This window comes from Citricoccus sp. NPDC055426 (assembly GCF_040677445.1).
Lineage (GTDB): Bacteria > Actinomycetota > Actinomycetes > Actinomycetales > Micrococcaceae > Citricoccus.
The window spans coordinates 420,324-436,476 of sequence record NZ_JBFARZ010000002.1; the positions used below are offsets into that span (position 1 = coordinate 420,324).

The 16,153-nt window shown below is 69.5% G+C and carries 17 protein-coding genes; 8 read left to right on the forward strand and 9 right to left on the reverse strand.

Annotated elements, in window-relative coordinates; translation table 11 throughout:
* Window positions 1-225 precede the first annotated feature (225 nt).
* Both purU and AB0K08_RS05710 read left to right on the forward strand, forming a co-directional pair.
* The gene (gene purU, locus AB0K08_RS05705; protein ID WP_363352587.1) at window positions 226-1,074 is read left to right on the forward strand and encodes a formyltetrahydrofolate deformylase; all 849 of its coding nucleotides are present in this window, start codon (window positions 226-228) and stop codon (window positions 1,072-1,074) included.
* A 94-nt stretch (window positions 1,075-1,168) separates the two neighbouring features.
* Complete coding sequence (locus AB0K08_RS05710; RefSeq protein WP_363352524.1) at window positions 1,169-1,687, forward strand: gamma carbonic anhydrase family protein; 519 nt, start codon at window positions 1,169-1,171, stop codon at window positions 1,685-1,687.
* 148 nt (window positions 1,688-1,835) lie between these two features.
* Here AB0K08_RS05710 and AB0K08_RS05715 read toward each other — a convergent pair whose 3' ends face one another.
* From AB0K08_RS05715 to AB0K08_RS05730, 4 genes are read right to left on the reverse strand one after another with little or no spacing between them, the layout of a single operon-like run.
* Entirely contained in the window at window positions 1,836-3,125 is a 1,290-nt protein-coding gene (locus tag AB0K08_RS05715; RefSeq protein WP_363352525.1) for an ATP-binding cassette domain-containing protein, read from the reverse strand.
* A 43-nt stretch (window positions 3,126-3,168) separates the two neighbouring features.
* Complete coding sequence (locus tag AB0K08_RS05720) at window positions 3,169-4,101, reverse strand: carbohydrate ABC transporter permease (RefSeq protein ID WP_363352526.1); 933 nt, start codon at window positions 4,099-4,101, stop codon at window positions 3,169-3,171.
* Entirely contained in the window at window positions 4,098-5,099 is a 1,002-nt protein-coding gene (locus AB0K08_RS05725) for a sugar ABC transporter permease (RefSeq protein WP_363352527.1), read from the reverse strand. The genes AB0K08_RS05720 and AB0K08_RS05725 overlap by 4 nt, the downstream gene beginning before the upstream one ends.
* On the reverse strand, window positions 5,096-6,430 hold the full coding sequence (locus AB0K08_RS05730; protein WP_363352528.1) for an extracellular solute-binding protein: 1,335 nt from the start codon (window positions 6,428-6,430) through the stop codon (window positions 5,096-5,098). Before AB0K08_RS05730 ends, AB0K08_RS05725 begins: the two co-directional genes overlap by 4 nt.
* Window positions 6,431-6,590: 160 nt before the next feature.
* Between AB0K08_RS05730 and AB0K08_RS05735 the strand changes: the two genes are divergently transcribed.
* Window positions 6,591-8,111, forward strand: coding sequence for a glutamate--cysteine ligase (locus tag AB0K08_RS05735; RefSeq protein ID WP_363352530.1), 1,521 nt, complete (start codon window positions 6,591-6,593; stop codon window positions 8,109-8,111).
* A gap of 40 nt (window positions 8,112-8,151) precedes the next feature.
* Window positions 8,152-9,315, forward strand: a complete 1,164-nt coding sequence (locus tag AB0K08_RS05740) for an acyl-CoA dehydrogenase family protein (RefSeq protein WP_363352531.1) — start codon at window positions 8,152-8,154, stop codon at window positions 9,313-9,315.
* A gap of 39 nt (window positions 9,316-9,354) precedes the next feature.
* On the opposite strand, the gene AB0K08_RS05745 is transcribed toward AB0K08_RS05740, so the two are convergent.
* From AB0K08_RS05745 to AB0K08_RS05755, 3 genes are read right to left on the reverse strand one after another with little or no spacing between them, the layout of a single operon-like run.
* Window positions 9,355-9,654, reverse strand: coding sequence for a transcriptional regulator (locus AB0K08_RS05745; protein ID WP_363352532.1), 300 nt, complete (start codon window positions 9,652-9,654; stop codon window positions 9,355-9,357).
* Window positions 9,651-10,097 carry a hypothetical protein gene (locus tag AB0K08_RS05750; RefSeq protein WP_363352533.1) on the reverse strand — a complete coding sequence of 149 codons (447 nt, stop codon included), beginning with the start codon at window positions 10,095-10,097 and terminating at the stop codon, window positions 9,651-9,653. Before AB0K08_RS05750 ends, AB0K08_RS05745 begins: the two co-directional genes overlap by 4 nt.
* Entirely contained in the window at window positions 10,094-10,369 is a 276-nt protein-coding gene (locus AB0K08_RS05755) for a hypothetical protein (RefSeq protein ID WP_363352534.1), read from the reverse strand. The genes AB0K08_RS05750 and AB0K08_RS05755 overlap by 4 nt, the downstream gene beginning before the upstream one ends.
* Window positions 10,370-10,685: 316 nt before the next feature.
* On the opposite strand from AB0K08_RS05755, the gene AB0K08_RS05760 reads away from it, so the two are divergent.
* Together AB0K08_RS05760 and AB0K08_RS05765 are read left to right on the forward strand one after the other, a co-directional pair.
* On the forward strand, window positions 10,686-11,486 hold the full coding sequence (locus AB0K08_RS05760) for a DUF2332 domain-containing protein (protein WP_363352535.1): 801 nt from the start codon (window positions 10,686-10,688) through the stop codon (window positions 11,484-11,486).
* Between the two features lie 46 nt (window positions 11,487-11,532).
* A complete protein-coding gene (locus tag AB0K08_RS05765; RefSeq protein ID WP_363352536.1) occupies window positions 11,533-12,075 on the forward strand; it encodes a hypothetical protein in 543 nt (180 codons plus the stop codon).
* A 111-nt stretch (window positions 12,076-12,186) separates the two neighbouring features.
* Here the strand turns inward: AB0K08_RS05765 and AB0K08_RS05770 are convergent, their stop codons facing one another.
* Window positions 12,187-13,239 (reverse strand): NAD-dependent epimerase/dehydratase family protein, encoded by a 1,053-nt coding sequence (locus AB0K08_RS05770; protein WP_363352537.1) that lies wholly within the window; start codon window positions 13,237-13,239, stop codon window positions 12,187-12,189.
* Window positions 13,239-14,468, reverse strand: coding sequence for a zinc-dependent alcohol dehydrogenase (locus tag AB0K08_RS05775; RefSeq protein WP_363352538.1), 1,230 nt, complete (start codon window positions 14,466-14,468; stop codon window positions 13,239-13,241). Before AB0K08_RS05775 ends, AB0K08_RS05770 begins: the two co-directional genes overlap by 1 nt.
* Before the next feature lie 218 nt (window positions 14,469-14,686).
* On the opposite strand from AB0K08_RS05775, the gene AB0K08_RS05780 reads away from it, so the two are divergent.
* Both AB0K08_RS05780 and AB0K08_RS05785 read left to right on the forward strand, forming a co-directional pair.
* A complete protein-coding gene (locus AB0K08_RS05780) occupies window positions 14,687-15,124 on the forward strand; it encodes a transporter substrate-binding domain-containing protein (RefSeq protein ID WP_363352539.1) in 438 nt (145 codons plus the stop codon).
* Window positions 15,121-16,140, forward strand: a complete 1,020-nt coding sequence (locus AB0K08_RS05785; RefSeq protein WP_363352540.1) for a cation transporter — start codon at window positions 15,121-15,123, stop codon at window positions 16,138-16,140. The genes AB0K08_RS05780 and AB0K08_RS05785 overlap by 4 nt, the downstream gene beginning before the upstream one ends.
* Window positions 16,141-16,153: the final 13 nt, after the last annotated feature.

Sequence of the window (16,153 nt, forward strand, 5' to 3'; positions counted from 1 at the left end):
GGTTCCGCCCACTGTGCCACAGGGCATGGCCGAGGCCGAGGCCTACGGCCCGCGCACCTGGCGGACTCCCGCGCCGGGTGCCCACCACCGGAGGACAATTCGGCCCCGGGTGATACTAATCACTATGGAGATAGGTATGCTTGAGTCATGAACGTTCCCGCCACCCCCTCAGCCACCGCGTCCACGGCCGCCTCCCAGTCCCCGGCCGGCTCCCCCGGCAACGCCATGGTGTTGTCCCTGTCCTGCACGAACAGCAAGGGCATCGTGCACGCCGTCTCCGGTGCCCTGCTCTCGGTCCAGGGAGACATCACCGAGTCCAAGCAGTTCGACTCCCCGGACTCCGGGACCTTCTTCATGCGGGTGGAGTTCAACACCCCGGAGACCCTGGACGACGTCGAGGCCGCCCTGGCCCCCGTCCGGGACCAGTTCTCCATGGACCTGGGACTCTGGGAGGCCTCCCGCAAGACCCGGACCCTCGTGATGTGCTCCAAGGACGGCCGGACCCTGAACGACCTGCTCTTCCAGCAGCGCGCCGGCACCCTGGCCGTGGAGATCCCGGTGATCGTCTCCAACCACCTGGAACTGCAGCCCATGGCGTTCTTCTACGGCATCCCCTTCATCCACATCCCCGTCACCAAGGACGCCGACGGCAACTCCAACAAGGACGAGGCCGAGGCCAAGCTGCTCGACCTCGTCAAGGAATACGACATCGAGCTGGTCGTGCTGGCCCGCTACATGCAGATCCTCTCGGATGACCTGTGCCGCAAGCTCGAGGGCAAGGCGATCAACATCCACCACTCCTTCCTGCCGTCCTTCAAGGGCGCCAAGCCCTACCATCAGGCCCACGACCGCGGCGTCAAGCTGATCGGCGCCACGGCGCACTACGTCACGGCGGACCTGGACGAGGGGCCGATCATCGAGCAGACGGTCCAGCGCGTCACCCACGCCCAGACGGCCCGTGAGTTCGTGGTCCGGGGGCGCGAGGTGGAGGGCTCCACCCTGTCCCGCGCCGTGAAGTGGCACGCCGAGCACCGGGTGCTGCTGGACGGCAAGCGCACCGTCGTCTTCGACTGACCTCCATCTGAGTGGCACGAAGTGGCCCCGACCCCGCACAGGGAGGGCCATTTCGTGCGACCCAGATCACGCGGGCACCGCGTACGCTGAGGCCATGGCACACCTGATCACCATCGCCGGCGCCGAGCCGGCCGCCCACGCGTCCTGCTTCCTCGCCCCGACCGCCACCCTGTCCGGCGATGTCGCCCTCGGCGCGGAGTCGTCCGCCTTCTACGGGGTATCCGCCCGGGGCGACTCGGCCCCGATCCGCGTGGGGGAACGCACCAACCTGCAGGACAATGTGGTGCTGCACGCGGACGCGGGCTTCCCCTGCACCCTCGGCCATGACATCTCGGTGGGCCACTCCGCGGTGGTCCACGGGGCCACCGTGGAGGACGGCTGCCTGATCGGGATGTCCGCCACCGTCATGAACGGGGCCGTCATCGGCGCCCAGTCCCTGGTGGCGGCCGGCGCCCTAGTCCTGGAGGGCACCGTGGTCCCGCCCCGTTCCCTCGTGGCCGGCGTCCCCGCCAAGGTCCGCCGCGAGCTCACGGAGGAGGAGCTGGCCTCCCTCGCGAAGAACTCTGCCACCTACGTCCGGCTCGCCGCGGCGCATCGCGAGGCGACCGCCTGAGCCGACTACCTGAGCCGACCGTCCCCACCATCACGAGAGCGGCAACTGTCGATTTCACCGGCGATTCTCGACGTTAACTGCGGCCGTGATCAGCCAGGCGGTGGTCCGGCAGGTGGTGGTCCGGCAGCTGGGGCTCTGCCGCTGGGGCTCAGTCCTCCCTGGAGGCCGCCAACTCGATCTCCCGCTCGCGCTCCTCGGTGGCCATCCGCGTCAGCTCGGCGCCGGCCTCGGCGTCCCGGGTCAGGTTCTCCCCGGACTCCGGGTCGAAGAGGTGCACGCGGGAGGAATCCACCCACAGTTCCGTGGGCTGGCCGGGCCGCACCCGTGACTCCGCGGACAGGGTGGTGACCACCTGCGGGCGCAGCTCGTCGGCGTCCATCTCCGCGGCCAGGTCGGCGAGCAGCCGGCGGACCTTCTCGTCCGGCTCGAACTCGATGTAGCCGTACTGCTCGTGTCCCAGCCACTCCAGGTGGGACAGCTCCGCGGTGAAGACCGACCCCTTGGACATCTTGGCCTCGTCCACGAGCTTGGCGTCCTCGAAGAACTCGGGCCGCAGGCCGATCATGAGCAGTTCCCGCCCCCGGGCCACGGCCGCCTTCTCCGCCGAGATGGGGATGTCCCCGATCGGGGAGGAGAGGACCGCGCCTCCGGCGCCGTCCGCGCCCTCCTTGAGCGTGGCCGGCAGGAAGTTCATGGAGGGGGAACCGATGAACCCGGCCACGAACAGGTTGACGGGCTGCTCGTAGAGCTCGCGCGGGCTGGCCACCTGCTGGAGGATGCCCTTCTTCAGCACGGCCACCCGGTCCCCCAGGGTCATGGCCTCGGTCTGGTCGTGGGTCACGTAGACGCTGGTGACGCCGAGTCGACGCTGCAGCTGGGCGATCTCGGCCCGCATCTGCCCACGCAGCTTGGCGTCCAGGTTGGACAGCGGCTCGTCGAACAGGAACGCGTCCGCCTCGCGGACGATCGCCCGCCCCATGGCCACCCGCTGGCGCTGGCCGCCGGAGAGGTTGGCGGGCTTGCGGTCCAGGTGCTCGGTCAGCTCGAGCAGGTCCGCGGCCTTCCGGACCCGGTCGTCCACCGAACCGCCCCCGACCCCGCCACCGGACCCACCGTTCTTGTCCTTGGCCAGGCGCAGCGGGAAGGCGATGTTCTCATAGACCGTCAGGTGCGGGTACAGCGCGTAGTTCTGGAACACCATGGCCAGGTTCCGGTCCTTCGGGGCGGCCTCGTTCTTCCGGGTCCCGTCGATCTGCAGCTCCCCGGAGGTGATGTCCTCCAGCCCGACGATCATCCGCAACAGGGTCGACTTGCCGCAGCCCGAGGGGCCGACCAGGATGACGAACTCACCGTCGGCGATGTCCAGGGACACGTTGTTCACGGCCGGGAAGCCGTCATCGTACTTCTTGACGATGTTGTTCAGGGTGATGGAGGCCATCGGTGCTCCCTTTCTTTGGTTCTCGCTGACTGGTGCGGGCTGCCTAGCCCTTGACCGCGCCCGAGGTCAGGCCGGCGACGATTTGCTTCTGGAAGAACATGACCAGCAGCACGATGGGGATGGTCACGATGATCGCCGCGGCCGAGATCGCCCCGGTGGGCGACTCGAACTGGGAGGCGCCGCTGAAGAACGCCAGGGCGGCCGGCACCGGTCTGGCCGCCTCCGTGGAGGTCAGCGAGATGCCATAGACGAAGTCGTTCCAGGCGATGAAGAAGGCGATGATCGCCGTGGTGAACACCCCCGGCAGCGCCAACGGGACGATCGCCTTGCGGAACGCCTGCAAGGGGGTGGCTCCGTCCACCTGGGCGGCCTGCTCCAGCTCCCACGGGATCTGCTGGAAGAACGCCGTCAGCGTCCAGATCGAGATCGGCAGGGTCAGGGACAGGTACGGGATGATCAGGCCGGGCCAGGTGTCATACAGCCCCAGGGTCCGCCACATGTTGAACAGCGGCGTCACGAGGGAGATCACGGGGAACATGGAGACCATCAGCGAGACGGTCAGCACGACCCTCTTGCCCGGGAAGTCCAGCCGCGCGATCGCGTAGGCGCACAGGGTGGCCAGCACCACGGCGATCGCGGTGGCGATCACGGAGATGCCGATCGAGTTCCACAGCGCCGTCAGGAACAGCTCCCGCGAGTCACCGACCAGGATCTCCGAGTAGTTGACCCCGGACCACTCGGTGGGCAGGAACTTGCCGTTGGACAGGTCGGCCGGGGCCTTGAAGCTCGTAGCGAGGATCGAGGCCACGGGGAAGAGACACCACACGGCCACGACGGCGGTGAGCACCCACCAGCCGATGGCGGTGTTCCGCCGGGCCCGACGGGCCTTCTGCTGGCCTTCGAGCTCCTCGTCGGTCAGTGCCTCCTCGCGCGGGGCACGGGAGGCCCGGCTGTCGTTCGACGCCTCGATGCTCATTTGCGTCCTCCCTTTCCACCGGCCAGGTCGACGTTGAAGACCTTGATCGCCGTGAAGGCGATCAGGGCCACACACAGGAACAGCACCACGGAGATGGCCGAGCCGAGCCCGATCTCCAGCCGGCCGATCGAGGTGCGGTAGGCCAGCAGCGAGAGCACCTCGGTCCCGTAGGCACCGTTGGTCATGATGAAGATCGAGTCGAACACCCGGAACGCGTCCAGGGCCCGGAACAGCACGGCCACCATGATGGCGGCCTTCATGTTCGGCAGGATCACCTTGCTCAGGCGCTGCCACCAGCTGGCGCCGTCCACGGCCGCCGCCTCGGAGAGGTCCTCCGGGACCTGGGCCAGCCCCGCGAGCAGGAGCAACGAGATGAAGGGTGTGGTCTTCCAGATCTCCGAGAACATGATGACCACCAGCGAGGTCCCGCCCTGGGCGAACCAGTTCATGTCGTCGTTGAACCCGGGCAGCCAGCTGAGCCAGTTGTTCACGTAGCCGGAGTCGATCGAGAACATGTAGTACCAGGCATAGGCGGAGACCACGGTGATGATGCCGTAGGGCACCAGGATCACGGTGCGGACCAGGCCACGGGTGGACTTGATGGCCTTGTGCATGATCATCGCCAGGATGAAACCGAGGATGAGCTCCACGAACACCGTCACCACGGTGATCAGTGCCGTGACGCCGAGGGCGCTCCAGAACACCTGGTCCGTCAGGATCGTCCCGTAGTTCTGCAGGCCGATGAACTCCCGGTCGGCCGGAGCCGTCAGGCGGTAGCTGAACAGGGAGTCCCAGACGGCCTGGGCGACGGGGTAGAAGATGACGGCCACCATCAGGACGAAGGCCGGCCCGGCGAGCCACCAGCCCAACCGCGCCTCGGCACGGGCCCGTTCGGACCGCGGGGCCCTGCGGCGGCCACGGGACCGTCCCGGCGAGGCGGCATCCGGTTCGGGGGCCTCCGGGCCGACCGCGGGGACATTCGTTGGGACGGCACTCACAGCAGGGACTCCCCTCGCAGGACTTCCATGATGAACTGGCCGGTCTCGGCCGGTGTGGTCTCGGGGTTGACGGCGCCCGGCGGGGTGAAGCGCTGCTGGATCGCCGTGGAGACCTCGTTGTAGTAGGGCGTCTGGGGCCTGGGTGCCGCCAGTTCAAGGGATTCACGGATGGCCGGGGCCATCGGGAACTGTTCCTCCACCTCCGGGTCCTCGAACGCGGCGGCGCTGGAGGGCGGGTTGCCGTTCGTCACGAAGTACTGGGTCTGGTGCTCCGGGGTGACGATGCACTCGATGGCCGCCCAGGCCAGCTCGGGGCGCTCGGACTGCGCCCCGACCCCGAGGTTGATGCCGCCGAGCGGCGGTGCCTGCTCCTGGTCCTCGAAGACCCGCGGGTACAGCGTCCAGCCGATGTCCTCGGGCAGGTCCTCCGGCAGCGAACCGTCCTCGACGGCGGCGTTGGTGGCCGGCCAGACGAACGGCCAGTTCACCATGAAGGACCCGCCGTCCCCCTGGAAGAGCAGCATGGCCTCGTTCTCCTGCTGGGTGGCCAGGCCGGGGCCGCCGAGCCCCTCGCTGCCGATGGTGGAGATGATCTCGGCGGCCTTGATCCCGGCGTCCGAGTCCAGCCCGGTCCTCACCTCCGCGGCCGAGGCCTCCGGATTCTCGAGGATCTGACCCCCGCCGGACTCCACCAGGGCGTTGAGCCACACCGTCATGGACTCCGCCCGGGCGCCCTGAACGCCCAGTTCCTTGTCCTGGTCCCGGGCCACCTGGATCAGCTGGTCCCACGTGACGGGCCCGTCCATGTCCAGCCCGGCCTCCTCCACCACGGACTTGCGGTACCAGAGCAGCTGCGTGTTGGCCCAGAACGGGACCGTGACGAGGTTGTCCTTCCAGCTGGCACCGGCCAGGGCCCCTTCCAGGGTGTCCTGCGTGGTGGCGGAGGCCACCTCCGCCGGGACGGGTGCCAGGAATCCCGGCTCGGCCAGTTCGGGGATGAAGGGCGGGTCCAGGGACATGATGTCCATCGAGGTGTCCCCGGCGGCCAGCCGCCGGGTGAGCTGCTCACGCTGGGAGGCCGCGTCGTTGGGCAGCACGGAGGTCTCGATCCGGTAGGCGCCGTCCGACGCCTCGGTGCACTGCTGTGCGATCGCGGCCTGGCCGCCGTCGTCCGGGTTGGTGTACCAGGTGAGCACCGGTGTGTCCTCGGCCGGGCCGCAGCCGGCGAGCACGAGGGCCGCAGTGGCCACCGCCGCCGCGCCGACAGCGCGCCGGGAGCGCCGCGGCGTGGAGGCCGTCCTCGGCGAGGTCCTCGGTCGTGGATCCGTCATCAGTCGCGTACCTCCGGTCCGTGTCACACCGTGACCGATGCCGTCGCTGCCCGTCAGGGACGGCAGTGTGCGGTGGGTCACTGTGACGTGAGCATATTCCCGACGCGGTGGTTTCCCAAGGGCTCCGGTCCGACGGGTCGGATGCCTTACGCTTCATCCCATGGGCACCGAGGTCGAGTCGAGCACCTATTCCCGTTCCGAACGGACGCGCTACCGGGAACGCCTGGAGTCCTCCCTGCAGGACTTGAAGGCCTTTCTGGCCGGCCACGAGTTCCCTGAGGCGGGCCGGATCGGCCTGGAGCTGGAGCTGAACCTGGTGGACGGCCGGTCGCAGCCGGCCCCACTGAACCGCGAGGTGCTGGCGGCCATCGACAACCCGGCGTTCCAGACCGAGCTGGGCCGGTACAACATCGAGCTGAACCACCCCTCGCTGACCATCCGCGGGCGGGGCCTGACCGATCTGGAGGAATCGCTCAAGGCCGAGTTGGACCGCGCGGATGAACGTGCGGTCCGGGCCGGCGCCCACCTGTACGCCGTGGGAATCCTGCCCACCATCAGCGGGGAGGACCTGGCCGGGGAGGGCTGGATCAGCGAGGGCAACCGCTACGCCGCCCTGAACGCGGCGATCCTCGAGGCGCGCGGGGAGGACATCCTCATCGACATCACCGGGCCCGAGCGCCTCTCCTACTACGCCCGGGACATCGCCCCGGAGTCCACCTGCACCTCCATGCAGCTGCACCTCGAGGTGACGCGCGCCCAGTTCGGCCCGGTGTGGAACGCCGCCCAGGCCATCGCCGGCCCCCAGGTGGCGCTGGCCGCCAACTCGCCGCTCTTCCTCGGCAGCCGGTTGTGGGCCGAGACGCGGATCCCGGTGTTCCAGCAGTCCGCAGACACCCGCGGCCCCGAGTTGGCCCGGCAGGGGGTCCGGCCCCGCGTCTGGTTCGGCGAGCGGTGGATCGACGGGATCGACGACCTGTTCGAGGAGAACATCGCCTTCTTCCCGGCCCTGCTGCCCGAACTCTCCGGTGACGGCACCAGCACGGCCGCCGGCGCGCCGAGGCTCGCCGAGCTGCTCCTGCACAACGGCACGGTCTACCGCTGGAACCGGCCCATCTATGATCCCGGCAAGGACGAGAAGACGGACGACGGCGGCACCTCACCGGCGCTCGCGGCGAACCTCCGGGTGGAGAACCGGTTGCTGCCGGCCGGGCCCACGGTGGTGGACATGGTGGCCAACGCCGCCTTCTTCTTCGGGCTGGTCAAATACCTCGTGGAGACGGAGGAGAACCCCTGGGAGCGGATGTCCTTCGGGGTGGCCCGCACCAACTTCTACGAGTGCGCCCAGCAGGGGCTGAACGCCTCCGTGTACTGGCCCGGCTACGGGGACCTGCCCGTCACCGAGCTGCTGGACCGGCACCTGCTGCCGGCCGCCCGCCACGGTCTGGAGTTGCTGGAGGTGGAGGACGAGGTGGCCGAACGCTACCTGGCCGTGCTCACCGGACGCACCCGGACCGGCCAGAACGGGGCCACCTGGATGACGCGCTCCCTCGCCCGGTTCGAGGAGTCCGGGCTGGCCCGCGGCGAGGCCCTGGCCCGGCTGGTGGACACCTACGGCGAGCACATGCGCGGCGGCGAGCCGGTGCACACCTGGGCGTTGCCCCAGGGAGCAGCCACAGATTGATTGTGGTTTACAAACATTGAGAACTGCATATGATTGTCCTATGACTTCCGTTGCTCTCCCCCGCCCGATCTTCGACGACTCCCACGACGAGTTCCGAGACGTCGTCCGACGCTTCGTCGAGCGGGAGGTCACGCCCCACCTCGAGGCCTGGGCCACGGCGGGCCGGGTCGACCGCAGCCTCTTCAAGAAGGCTGCCGAGACCGGGCTGATCGGCATCAACGCCCCGGAGGAGTTCGGCGGCGGCGGAGTCGAGGACTTCCGCTTCAACGCCATCCTCATCGAGGAGTTCGCCCGCGCGGGCGCCACCGATGTCTCGATGTCGATCGGCGGGGAGAACGACCTCGTCGCACCGTACTTCTCCGCCTTCGGCACCCCCGAGCAGAACGAGCGGTGGCTCACGCCGATGATCGCCGGCGAGAAGGTCGGCGCGATCGCGATGACCGAGCCCGGCACCGGCTCGGACCTCGCCGCCATCACCACCACCGCCGTCCCCGAGGGCGACCACTTCATCGTCAACGGCTCCAAGACCTTCATCTCCAACGGTCTGCTCTCCGACTTCTTCATCGTCGCCGTGCGCACCGACCCGGAGGCAGGGCGGGAGGGCATCAGCCTGCTGGTCATCGAGGCCGACACCCCGGGGTTCACCCGGACCGGCCCACTGAAGAAGATCGGCCTGCCCGCGCAGGACACGGCGGAGCTGTCCTTCGCGGACGCCCGGGTGCCGCGCGCGAACGTGCTCGGCGGCGAGGGCAAGGGCTTCTCCAACATGCGTCGGAACCTCGCCATCGAACGCCTCAGCATCGCGGTGACGTCCATGGCGCGCATGCGCGCGACCTTCGAGCAGGCACTCGACTACTCGAAGGAACGTCGCGCCTTCGGTCAGCGCATCGCCGACTTCCAGGCCAACCGCTTCTACCTGGCGGAGTTGGCCACGGAGATCGAGGTCACGCAGACCTTCATCGACCGCTGCATCCTGGACGCCTCGAGTCACCAGCTCGACGAGGTGACCGCGGCCATGGCCAAGTGGTGGGCCACCGAGCTGCACCAGCGGGTCATCCAGCGCTCCCTGCAGTTGCACGGAGGCTACGGCTTCATGCGCGAGTACGCCGTGGCGCATGACTACATGGATTCACGCGTCGCGACCATCTTCGGGGGCACCACGGAGATCATGAAGGAGATCATCGGCCGTCGGCTCACTCGCTGACAGCGCTCCTGAAGAGGTTCCCCCGCCCGGGTGGGCGGGTCAGATTCCGGCCGTCAGCTCACGCAGGGCCGCGACATGTTCGGTGAAGGCGGCCCGCCCCTCCTCCGAGGTGGACAACCAGGTCCGTGGCCGTTTGCCGACGTAGCCCTTGCGGATCCGCACGTAGCCGGCCTCCTCGAGTGCGGTGGAATGCTTGGACAGAGCGGAATCACTGATGTCGAGGACCTCCTTGAGGCTCTTGAAGTCGATCTCGTCGACCCCGGCCAGGGACGCCATCAGGGACAGTCGGATGGGGTTGGTGAACTGGTCGTTGAGGTTCTGGCGTGCCGTGGCGCTCATGACCGCCGCCACCAGCCGGCGATCACCAACGGGGCGGCGATGACGAGCCCCACCAGGGCGGCCACCGGCCAGCTCTCCCGGGACGGCAGGGCCATCAGGAGCATCGACACCGCGTACAGGGCGAAGGTGGCCATCAGCCCGATCAGGTAGCGGCGACCGCCACCCAGCGGGGTGGCCGTGCGCGTGCGCAGGTACCACCAGGTCAGGGCCAGGACGGCGACGACGTAGACCCCCATGGCGGTGAGGAACGCCGGCAGCATGACGTCTGGCCGGAAGACCGCAGGGATCACGTGGGCCGCGCCGATGAGCAGGGCCAGGGCCGTGCAGAACCACGCGAGACGACGGCGGGACTGCTCCTGGACCCCTGCCAGGCGGGCCTCGGCCCCCCGCAGCGCGGACAACTGCGCCTCGGCTCCCGGGGACCCCTCGGGACGGCCACTCACCGGAGCGACTTCCGGTGGACGGAGTAGGCCGAGGCCATCGACGCTCCCCCGGCGATCGTCGACATCGTGGCGACGAGGACCAGGCCGGGCTGCGCGGTGACCACGCCCGCCGTGATCATGACGAGGCCGATCAGGGCGAGCATGACGGCGCAGACCGCGAGCCAGAACCGGGCGTGGCTCGCATGGCGGGCCGCGCCCGGGACCCGTCCGGGCGCGGGGCCGGCGGCGGGGCTGGTAGCGGGGCTGGCGAGGGTTGCGATCTCGGGATTCATGATGACCTCCGGTGAAGTGATGATGCGTCTGGGGATTCGTCTGGTTCCAGCATGGCAGATACTTTCCACTTTGGAAAGTAGTTTCTCGAACTCGTGACTCGCCGGCTGCGCCGCCGCTCAGGCAGGATGATGCGCATGGACCCTGACATCCACCGCGGCCAGCTGTCCCCCACCGAGGTCTACCGCCGCTTCGGGCGGATCGAGGCGCGTGGAAGTTCCCCCACCTACCGGGAGTGGTCCGGGTGCCTCGCCGAGGACCCCGCGGCCCTGGACCTGATCGCCAGCCTCCCCCCGCCCCAAGCGGCAGCCGAACCTGGTGTTCGCCGCCGCCCGGCTGCACGGTGCGGCGGGCCCCTACGCCTCGTTCCGCGGCACCCTCATGGAGCGCTCCACCCAGACCAACGAGGCCGCCCGCTGCGCTGTGCTGCTGCCGTTCCTGGCGGAGCTGAAGCAGCCGATCGCCCTGATCGAGGTGGGCGCCTCGGCCGGGCTGTGCCTGCTGCCGGACCGCTACTCCTACCGGTACGGTGACGGCCCGCGCCTCGACCCCGAGGCAGGACCCTCCGAGGTCGTCATCGAGTGCGACCTGGGGCCGGGCCTGACCGTGCCAGACAACCTGCCACAGGTGTCCTGGCGGGCCGGGATCGACCTGGACCCCGTGGACGTCCGGGACCCGGAGTCCACCGACTGGCTGGAGGCCCTCATCTGGCCGGAGCATCAGGACCGTCCGGACCGGCTGCGGTCCGCCCTGGACATCGCCCGACGGGACCCGCCGCGACTCGTGGCCGGCGACCTCAACGAGGCACTGCCGGCCCTGGCCGCGGAGGCCCCCGCCGACGCGACCCTGGTGGTCTTCCACACCGCCGTCCTGGCCTACCTGGACCCGGCGGCCCGCGCCGACTTCGTGGAGACCGTGAACGGCCTGCCGGGCCACTGGATCAGCAACGAGGGAGGCGGTGTGGTCCCCCTCTCCTCCCCCGACTCCGCCCCCAGACCACCGACGGAGGCCGCGGCTGAGGGGGCCCAGGACGGCCGGTTCGTGGTGGCCGTGGACGGCGTGCCGCGCGCGGTGGCCGATCCCCACGGTCGCTCGGTGGCCGGTCTCGACGGCGGGTAGGCCCTCTCCCCTTGCCACGCGGCCGCCGACGGCGTACGCATGGACCATGGACATTCCCCCCGAGACCTTGAATCGCGACGAGCTGCAGGACTACCTCAACCACCACCTGTTGGGGTCGAAGAGTGGGGTCCGCCTGTTCCAGGCCGCTGCCAGCACCTGGAACGGCACGGCGTACGAGCAGGAGTTCCTGGAGCTCTCCGAACAGGTCAGCGAGGAACAGGACGAACTCAGCCAGCTCATCGACCAGCTCGACCTGCGTCAGTCCGTGGTGGAGAACGCCATAGGCATGGCCGCTGAGGCGGCCGGTCGACTCAACCCGGTGAACATCACCCGGTCGAAGTCCGAGGGCATGACCCAGGTGGAGATGGATGTCCTGCAGAGTGCCCTGCAGGGCAAGGCCGGTATGTACGCGGTGCTGGCCAGACTGGCGGAGCGCTTTCCCGACGCCGGCCTGGACGGCCAGCGGATGTCAGACCTCTACGAGCAGGCGCAGGACCAGCAGGCCCGAGTCCGTCGCATCAGTGATGAGACGATGGACAGCCGGTTCGTGGCTCCTGACCACCACCACGGGAGCGGGGTCTCGACGTGACCCTCCGGGACCGGATCGCCGCCCCCGGGGGACCCGGAGGAGCGATCACGGCCGCAGTCGAGGTCGGGACACGGGCGGATCGACAGTTGCCGCGGCCGTGATGCGTGGGGCCTACTCGAGCGGCGAGCTGGAGCGGTGCTCGGCGTTGCCCAGGCCCTCGGTGCCGTCGAAACCGTCCAGCAGGGCCCGGATCGCCTGCTGGGAGCTGACGGTCTCCTGCCAGCCGGTCGCCTCGCGCAGCTTGGTGGTGTCCATGATCGGCACCGTCTCGGCCATGTCGATCCACCCCGGGTCGGTCGGCTGCACGCGCGCCGCGTAGGTCAGAGCGGCCAGCGCCTTGAACACGCCCACCGGCAGCTCGAGGTAGCGTCGGGAGCCGAGTAGCTGGCCCATGGTCTGGGCATCCAGGACGGGCTCGGCGGCCACGTTGAACGCCCCGCCGGCCCGCTGCCTCACCACCTGCCAGTACGCCTCGGCCACATCCACGGCCGCGACGGCCTGGAAGCGGATGCCGGCCGGGAACGGGAGCACGGGCAGCCGGCCCACCGCCAGCAGCCAGGTCAGCAGCCGCGCCGGGACGAGGGCGCCGAGGAAGTAGTCCTTGATCTCCGGTGCCGGCACGGCCCCGAAGATCAATCCCGGCCGCAGGCGTGTCACCAGCACCCCGGGGTTCTCCGCCTCGAAATCGTCCAGCAGCGATTCCACCTCGGCCTTCTGCGCCCCGTAGTGCGAGGTCGGCGTGCCGGTGGTGGGGTGGGACTCGTCCACGGGAACGGTCTTGGACCCCTTGCCGTAGGCCCCGATCGAGGACGCGTAGACCAGGTGCGGGACGCCGGCGTGGGCGGCCGCCTGGAACACGGTGCGGTTGCCGTCCACGTTGACAGCCCGCAGGTAGTCGCGATCCCGGTTGGGACGGATCACCCACACCAGGTCGATCACCGCGTCGGCCCCGTGCATCGCCGACTCCAGCTGCGGCCCGGCATCGGGATCCGTGACGTCGATCCGGTGCCACGTCACGCCCTCGAAGGGCGGCCCGGGGCGGTCCGGGCCGCGCCGGGACACCCCGACGATCGAGTCCACCTCACCGGCCGCCTGGGCGGCCTGGAGCCGGTGCAGCAGGGCGGTGCCCGCATTGCCGGTGGCCCCCAGGACCACGACCCGCATCAGACCTCGCCCTCGGGTGCCACCACGGGCACGGTGGAGGTCACGGGGGCGATCTCGGGCTTGAGGATGACCTTGATGCAGCCGTCCTGTTTCTTCTGGAACGTCTCGTACATCTCCGGTGCCCGGTCCAGCGGCACCCGGTGGGTGGCCAGGTCGAGCACGCCGAGCGGGTCGGAGGGATCGTCCACCAGGGGCATGAGGTCGTCCATCCAGTGCTTGACGTTGCACTGGCCCATGCGCACGGCGATCTGCTTGTCGAACAGCGTCAGCATCGGCATCGGGTCCGCCGTGCCGCCGTAGACGCCGGACAGGGAGATCGTCCCGCCGCGGCGTACCGCCTCGATGGCGGTGTGCAGGGCGGCCAGGCGATCCACTCCCGCGGTCTGCAGGGCCTTGCGGCCCACCGCGTCCGGCAGAAGCCCGACGGCGGCATGCGCGGCTCCCGCGGCCGGCGACCCGTGCGCTTCCATCCCCACGGCGTCCAGCACCGCGTCCGGGCCGCGCCCGTCCGTGGCCAGGCGCAGACGCTCGACGAGGTGCTCGTCCTCGTCCGCGGTCTCGATGCCGTGGCGCTCGGCCATGCCCCGGCGCTCGGCCACCGGGTCCACGCCGATCACCCGGTAGCCCAGGTGCTTGCCGATCCGGGCCGCGAACTGGCCGACCGGGCCCAGACCGAGGACGGCGAGCGAGCCGCCGTCGGGCACCTGGGCGTACTGCACGCCCTGCCAGGCGGTGGGCAGGATGTCCGAGAGGTAGAGCCACTGCTCGTCCTCGCCGGTGTGCGGGACCTTGATGGGCCCGTAGTCCGCGTTGGGCACGCGCAGGTACTCCGCCTGTCCCCCGGGCACGGAGCCGTAGAGCCGGGAGTAGCCGAACAGGGCGGTGCCCGAGCCCTGCTCACGGACCTGGTTGGTCTCGCACTGGGACTGCAGGCCACGCTGGCACATCCAGCAGTGGCCGCAGGAGATGGTGAAGGGGATGACCACCCGGTCCCCCACGGAGAGGTTGCCCACCTCCGGGCCGACCTCCTCCACGATGCCCATCGGCTCGTGGCCGATCACATCGTCCTTGTCCATGAACGGGCCCAGGACCTCGTAGAGGTGCAGGTCCGAGCCGCAGATCGCCGTGGACGTGATGCGGACGATCGCATCCGTGGGGGCCTGGATCACCGGATCCGGGACGTCCTCGACGGTGACATGCCGTTTGCCTTGCCAGGTAAGTGCCTTCATGGGCGCCACGCTATGGGCTGGGACGGCAGCGTGTGAAGGGGCTGGACGTGACGCCCTCGTTCTGGTTGGGCCTGCCTCACCCTGGGCGGGCCCGGCCTCCCGGGGGTGAACTCTGCCTCCCGGGGGTGATCCCGGGCGGGCAAGGGTGCAAGGATGGCCGCATGGGACCCATCAGACGAACGTGGTTGGTCGCAACAGTGGCGACGATGGCTTTGATCATGACGGGATGCACCTCCTCGGGGTATCCGGCCGACCCGGACGGAACCTTCGACGAGGTCTCCGGCGGAACCCTCTCCGTGGGGGTCGTCCACCACCCGCCCTATGTGGACGCCACCGGCGAGGAGCCCTCCGGCAGCGAGGTGGACCTCGTCCGGGCCTTCGCCGAGCAGTTGGAGGCGGACATCGAATGGACCGCCTCGGGTGAGGAGGCACTGATGACCGCCATGGAGTCAGGAGACGTGGACCTGGTGGCCGGGGGGCTGACGGATCAGTCCCCGTGGAGTTCCACGGCATCGCTGACCCGCTCCTACGCCGAGGCCACCGGCCCGGACGGCGAGACGGTCCAGCTGGTGCTGGCCGTCCCCCTGGGCGAGAACCAGATGCTCGGGGAGCTCGAGCGGTTCCTGGACGAGCAGCACGAGGGGGCCACGCCGTGAAGAAGACGTCCCGCCGCTTCGGGCGCACCGAACTCTCCCCCGCACTCCAGGACTCCCTGCGCCGGGCGATAAGGCTCGAGTGGATCACGCTGGGCTACCTCGCCGTCACCATCTCCCTGATCGCGCTGGTCATGGGCAGTTCACAGGCCATGCAGGCGGCATGGATCGAGGACATGCTCTCCGTGGTCCCCTCGGTGGCCTTCCTGGTGGCCGTGACGGTGGTGAACAAGCCCCCCACCCGCAGACGCCCCTACGGAAACCACCGGGCCGTCGGGGTCGGCCACCTGGTGGCTGCCGTCGCCCTGTTGGTCATGGGCTCCTACCTCATCCTCGACTCAGCCATGGGGCTGGTCCAGGGCGAGCACCCGCCGATCGGCACCTTCCACCTGTTCGGGCACACCGTGTGGCAGGGCTGGTTCATGATCGTCCTGATGCTGCTGCTGATCCCGGGGCCGATCGTCCTGGGCCGCCTCAAGATGAAGCTGGCGGAGGAACTGCATGACAAGGTCCTCTATGCCGATGCGGACATGCTCAAGGCCGACTGGCGCACCTCCCTGGGCACCGCCGTCGGCGTGGCGGGCGTGGGCCTGGGCCTGTGGTGGTTCGATGCCGCCGCGGCCATCTTCATCGGCTTCAGCATCGTCAAGGACGGGATCACGAACGTGGGCACCGCCATCACCGATCTCTCCGACTCCCGGGCCCGGACCATCGAGGGCAAGGACCCGCACCCGCTGGTCGATGAGGTGGAGGCGCACGCCCGGTCCCAGGACTGGGTCCTGGACGCCGGCGCCCGGGTCCGGGACGAGGGCCATGTGTTCCACACCGAGCTGTTCGTGGTCCCGGTCCACGGCGCCGCCCAGAGTCCCGAACGCCTCCGGACGCTGGCCGAGTCCGTGGTCGAGCTCGACTGGAAGCTGGAGGACGTGGTGGTGGCGCTGGTGGAGGAGCTGCCCGCCGAGGTCCACGGCGGCGAACAGCAGGACAAGCAGTCCGAGGGCGGCCGCGCGTCCCAGTGACATCACCGTGACA

What these genes read in the sequence shown, in the direction of transcription:
- purU (WP_363352587.1), top strand. Translation starts at nt 226, where the DNA reads ATGGTGTTGTCCCTGTCCTGCACGAACAGCAAGGGCATCGTGCACGCC.
- AB0K08_RS05710 (WP_363352524.1), top strand. Translation starts at nt 1,169, where the DNA reads ATGGCACACCTGATCACCATCGCCGGCGCCGAGCCGGCCGCCCACGCG.
- AB0K08_RS05715 (WP_363352525.1), bottom strand. Translation starts at nt 3,125, where the DNA reads ATGGCCTCCATCACCCTGAACAACATCGTCAAGAAGTACGATGACGGC.
- AB0K08_RS05720 (WP_363352526.1), bottom strand. Translation starts at nt 4,101, where the DNA reads ATGAGCATCGAGGCGTCGAACGACAGCCGGGCCTCCCGTGCCCCGCGC.
- AB0K08_RS05730 (WP_363352528.1), bottom strand. Translation starts at nt 6,430, where the DNA reads ATGACGGATCCACGACCGAGGACCTCGCCGAGGACGGCCTCCACGCCG.
- AB0K08_RS05735 (WP_363352530.1), top strand. Translation starts at nt 6,591, where the DNA reads ATGGGCACCGAGGTCGAGTCGAGCACCTATTCCCGTTCCGAACGGACG.
- AB0K08_RS05740 (WP_363352531.1), top strand. Translation starts at nt 8,152, where the DNA reads ATGACTTCCGTTGCTCTCCCCCGCCCGATCTTCGACGACTCCCACGAC.
- AB0K08_RS05745 (WP_363352532.1), bottom strand. Translation starts at nt 9,654, where the DNA reads ATGAGCGCCACGGCACGCCAGAACCTCAACGACCAGTTCACCAACCCC.
- AB0K08_RS05755 (WP_363352534.1), bottom strand. Translation starts at nt 10,369, where the DNA reads ATGAATCCCGAGATCGCAACCCTCGCCAGCCCCGCTACCAGCCCCGCC.
- AB0K08_RS05765 (WP_363352536.1), top strand. Translation starts at nt 11,533, where the DNA reads ATGGACATTCCCCCCGAGACCTTGAATCGCGACGAGCTGCAGGACTAC.
- AB0K08_RS05770 (WP_363352537.1), bottom strand. Translation starts at nt 13,239, where the DNA reads ATGCGGGTCGTGGTCCTGGGGGCCACCGGCAATGCGGGCACCGCCCTG.
- AB0K08_RS05775 (WP_363352538.1), bottom strand. Translation starts at nt 14,468, where the DNA reads ATGAAGGCACTTACCTGGCAAGGCAAACGGCATGTCACCGTCGAGGAC.
- AB0K08_RS05780 (WP_363352539.1), top strand. Translation starts at nt 14,687, where the DNA reads ATGACGGGATGCACCTCCTCGGGGTATCCGGCCGACCCGGACGGAACC.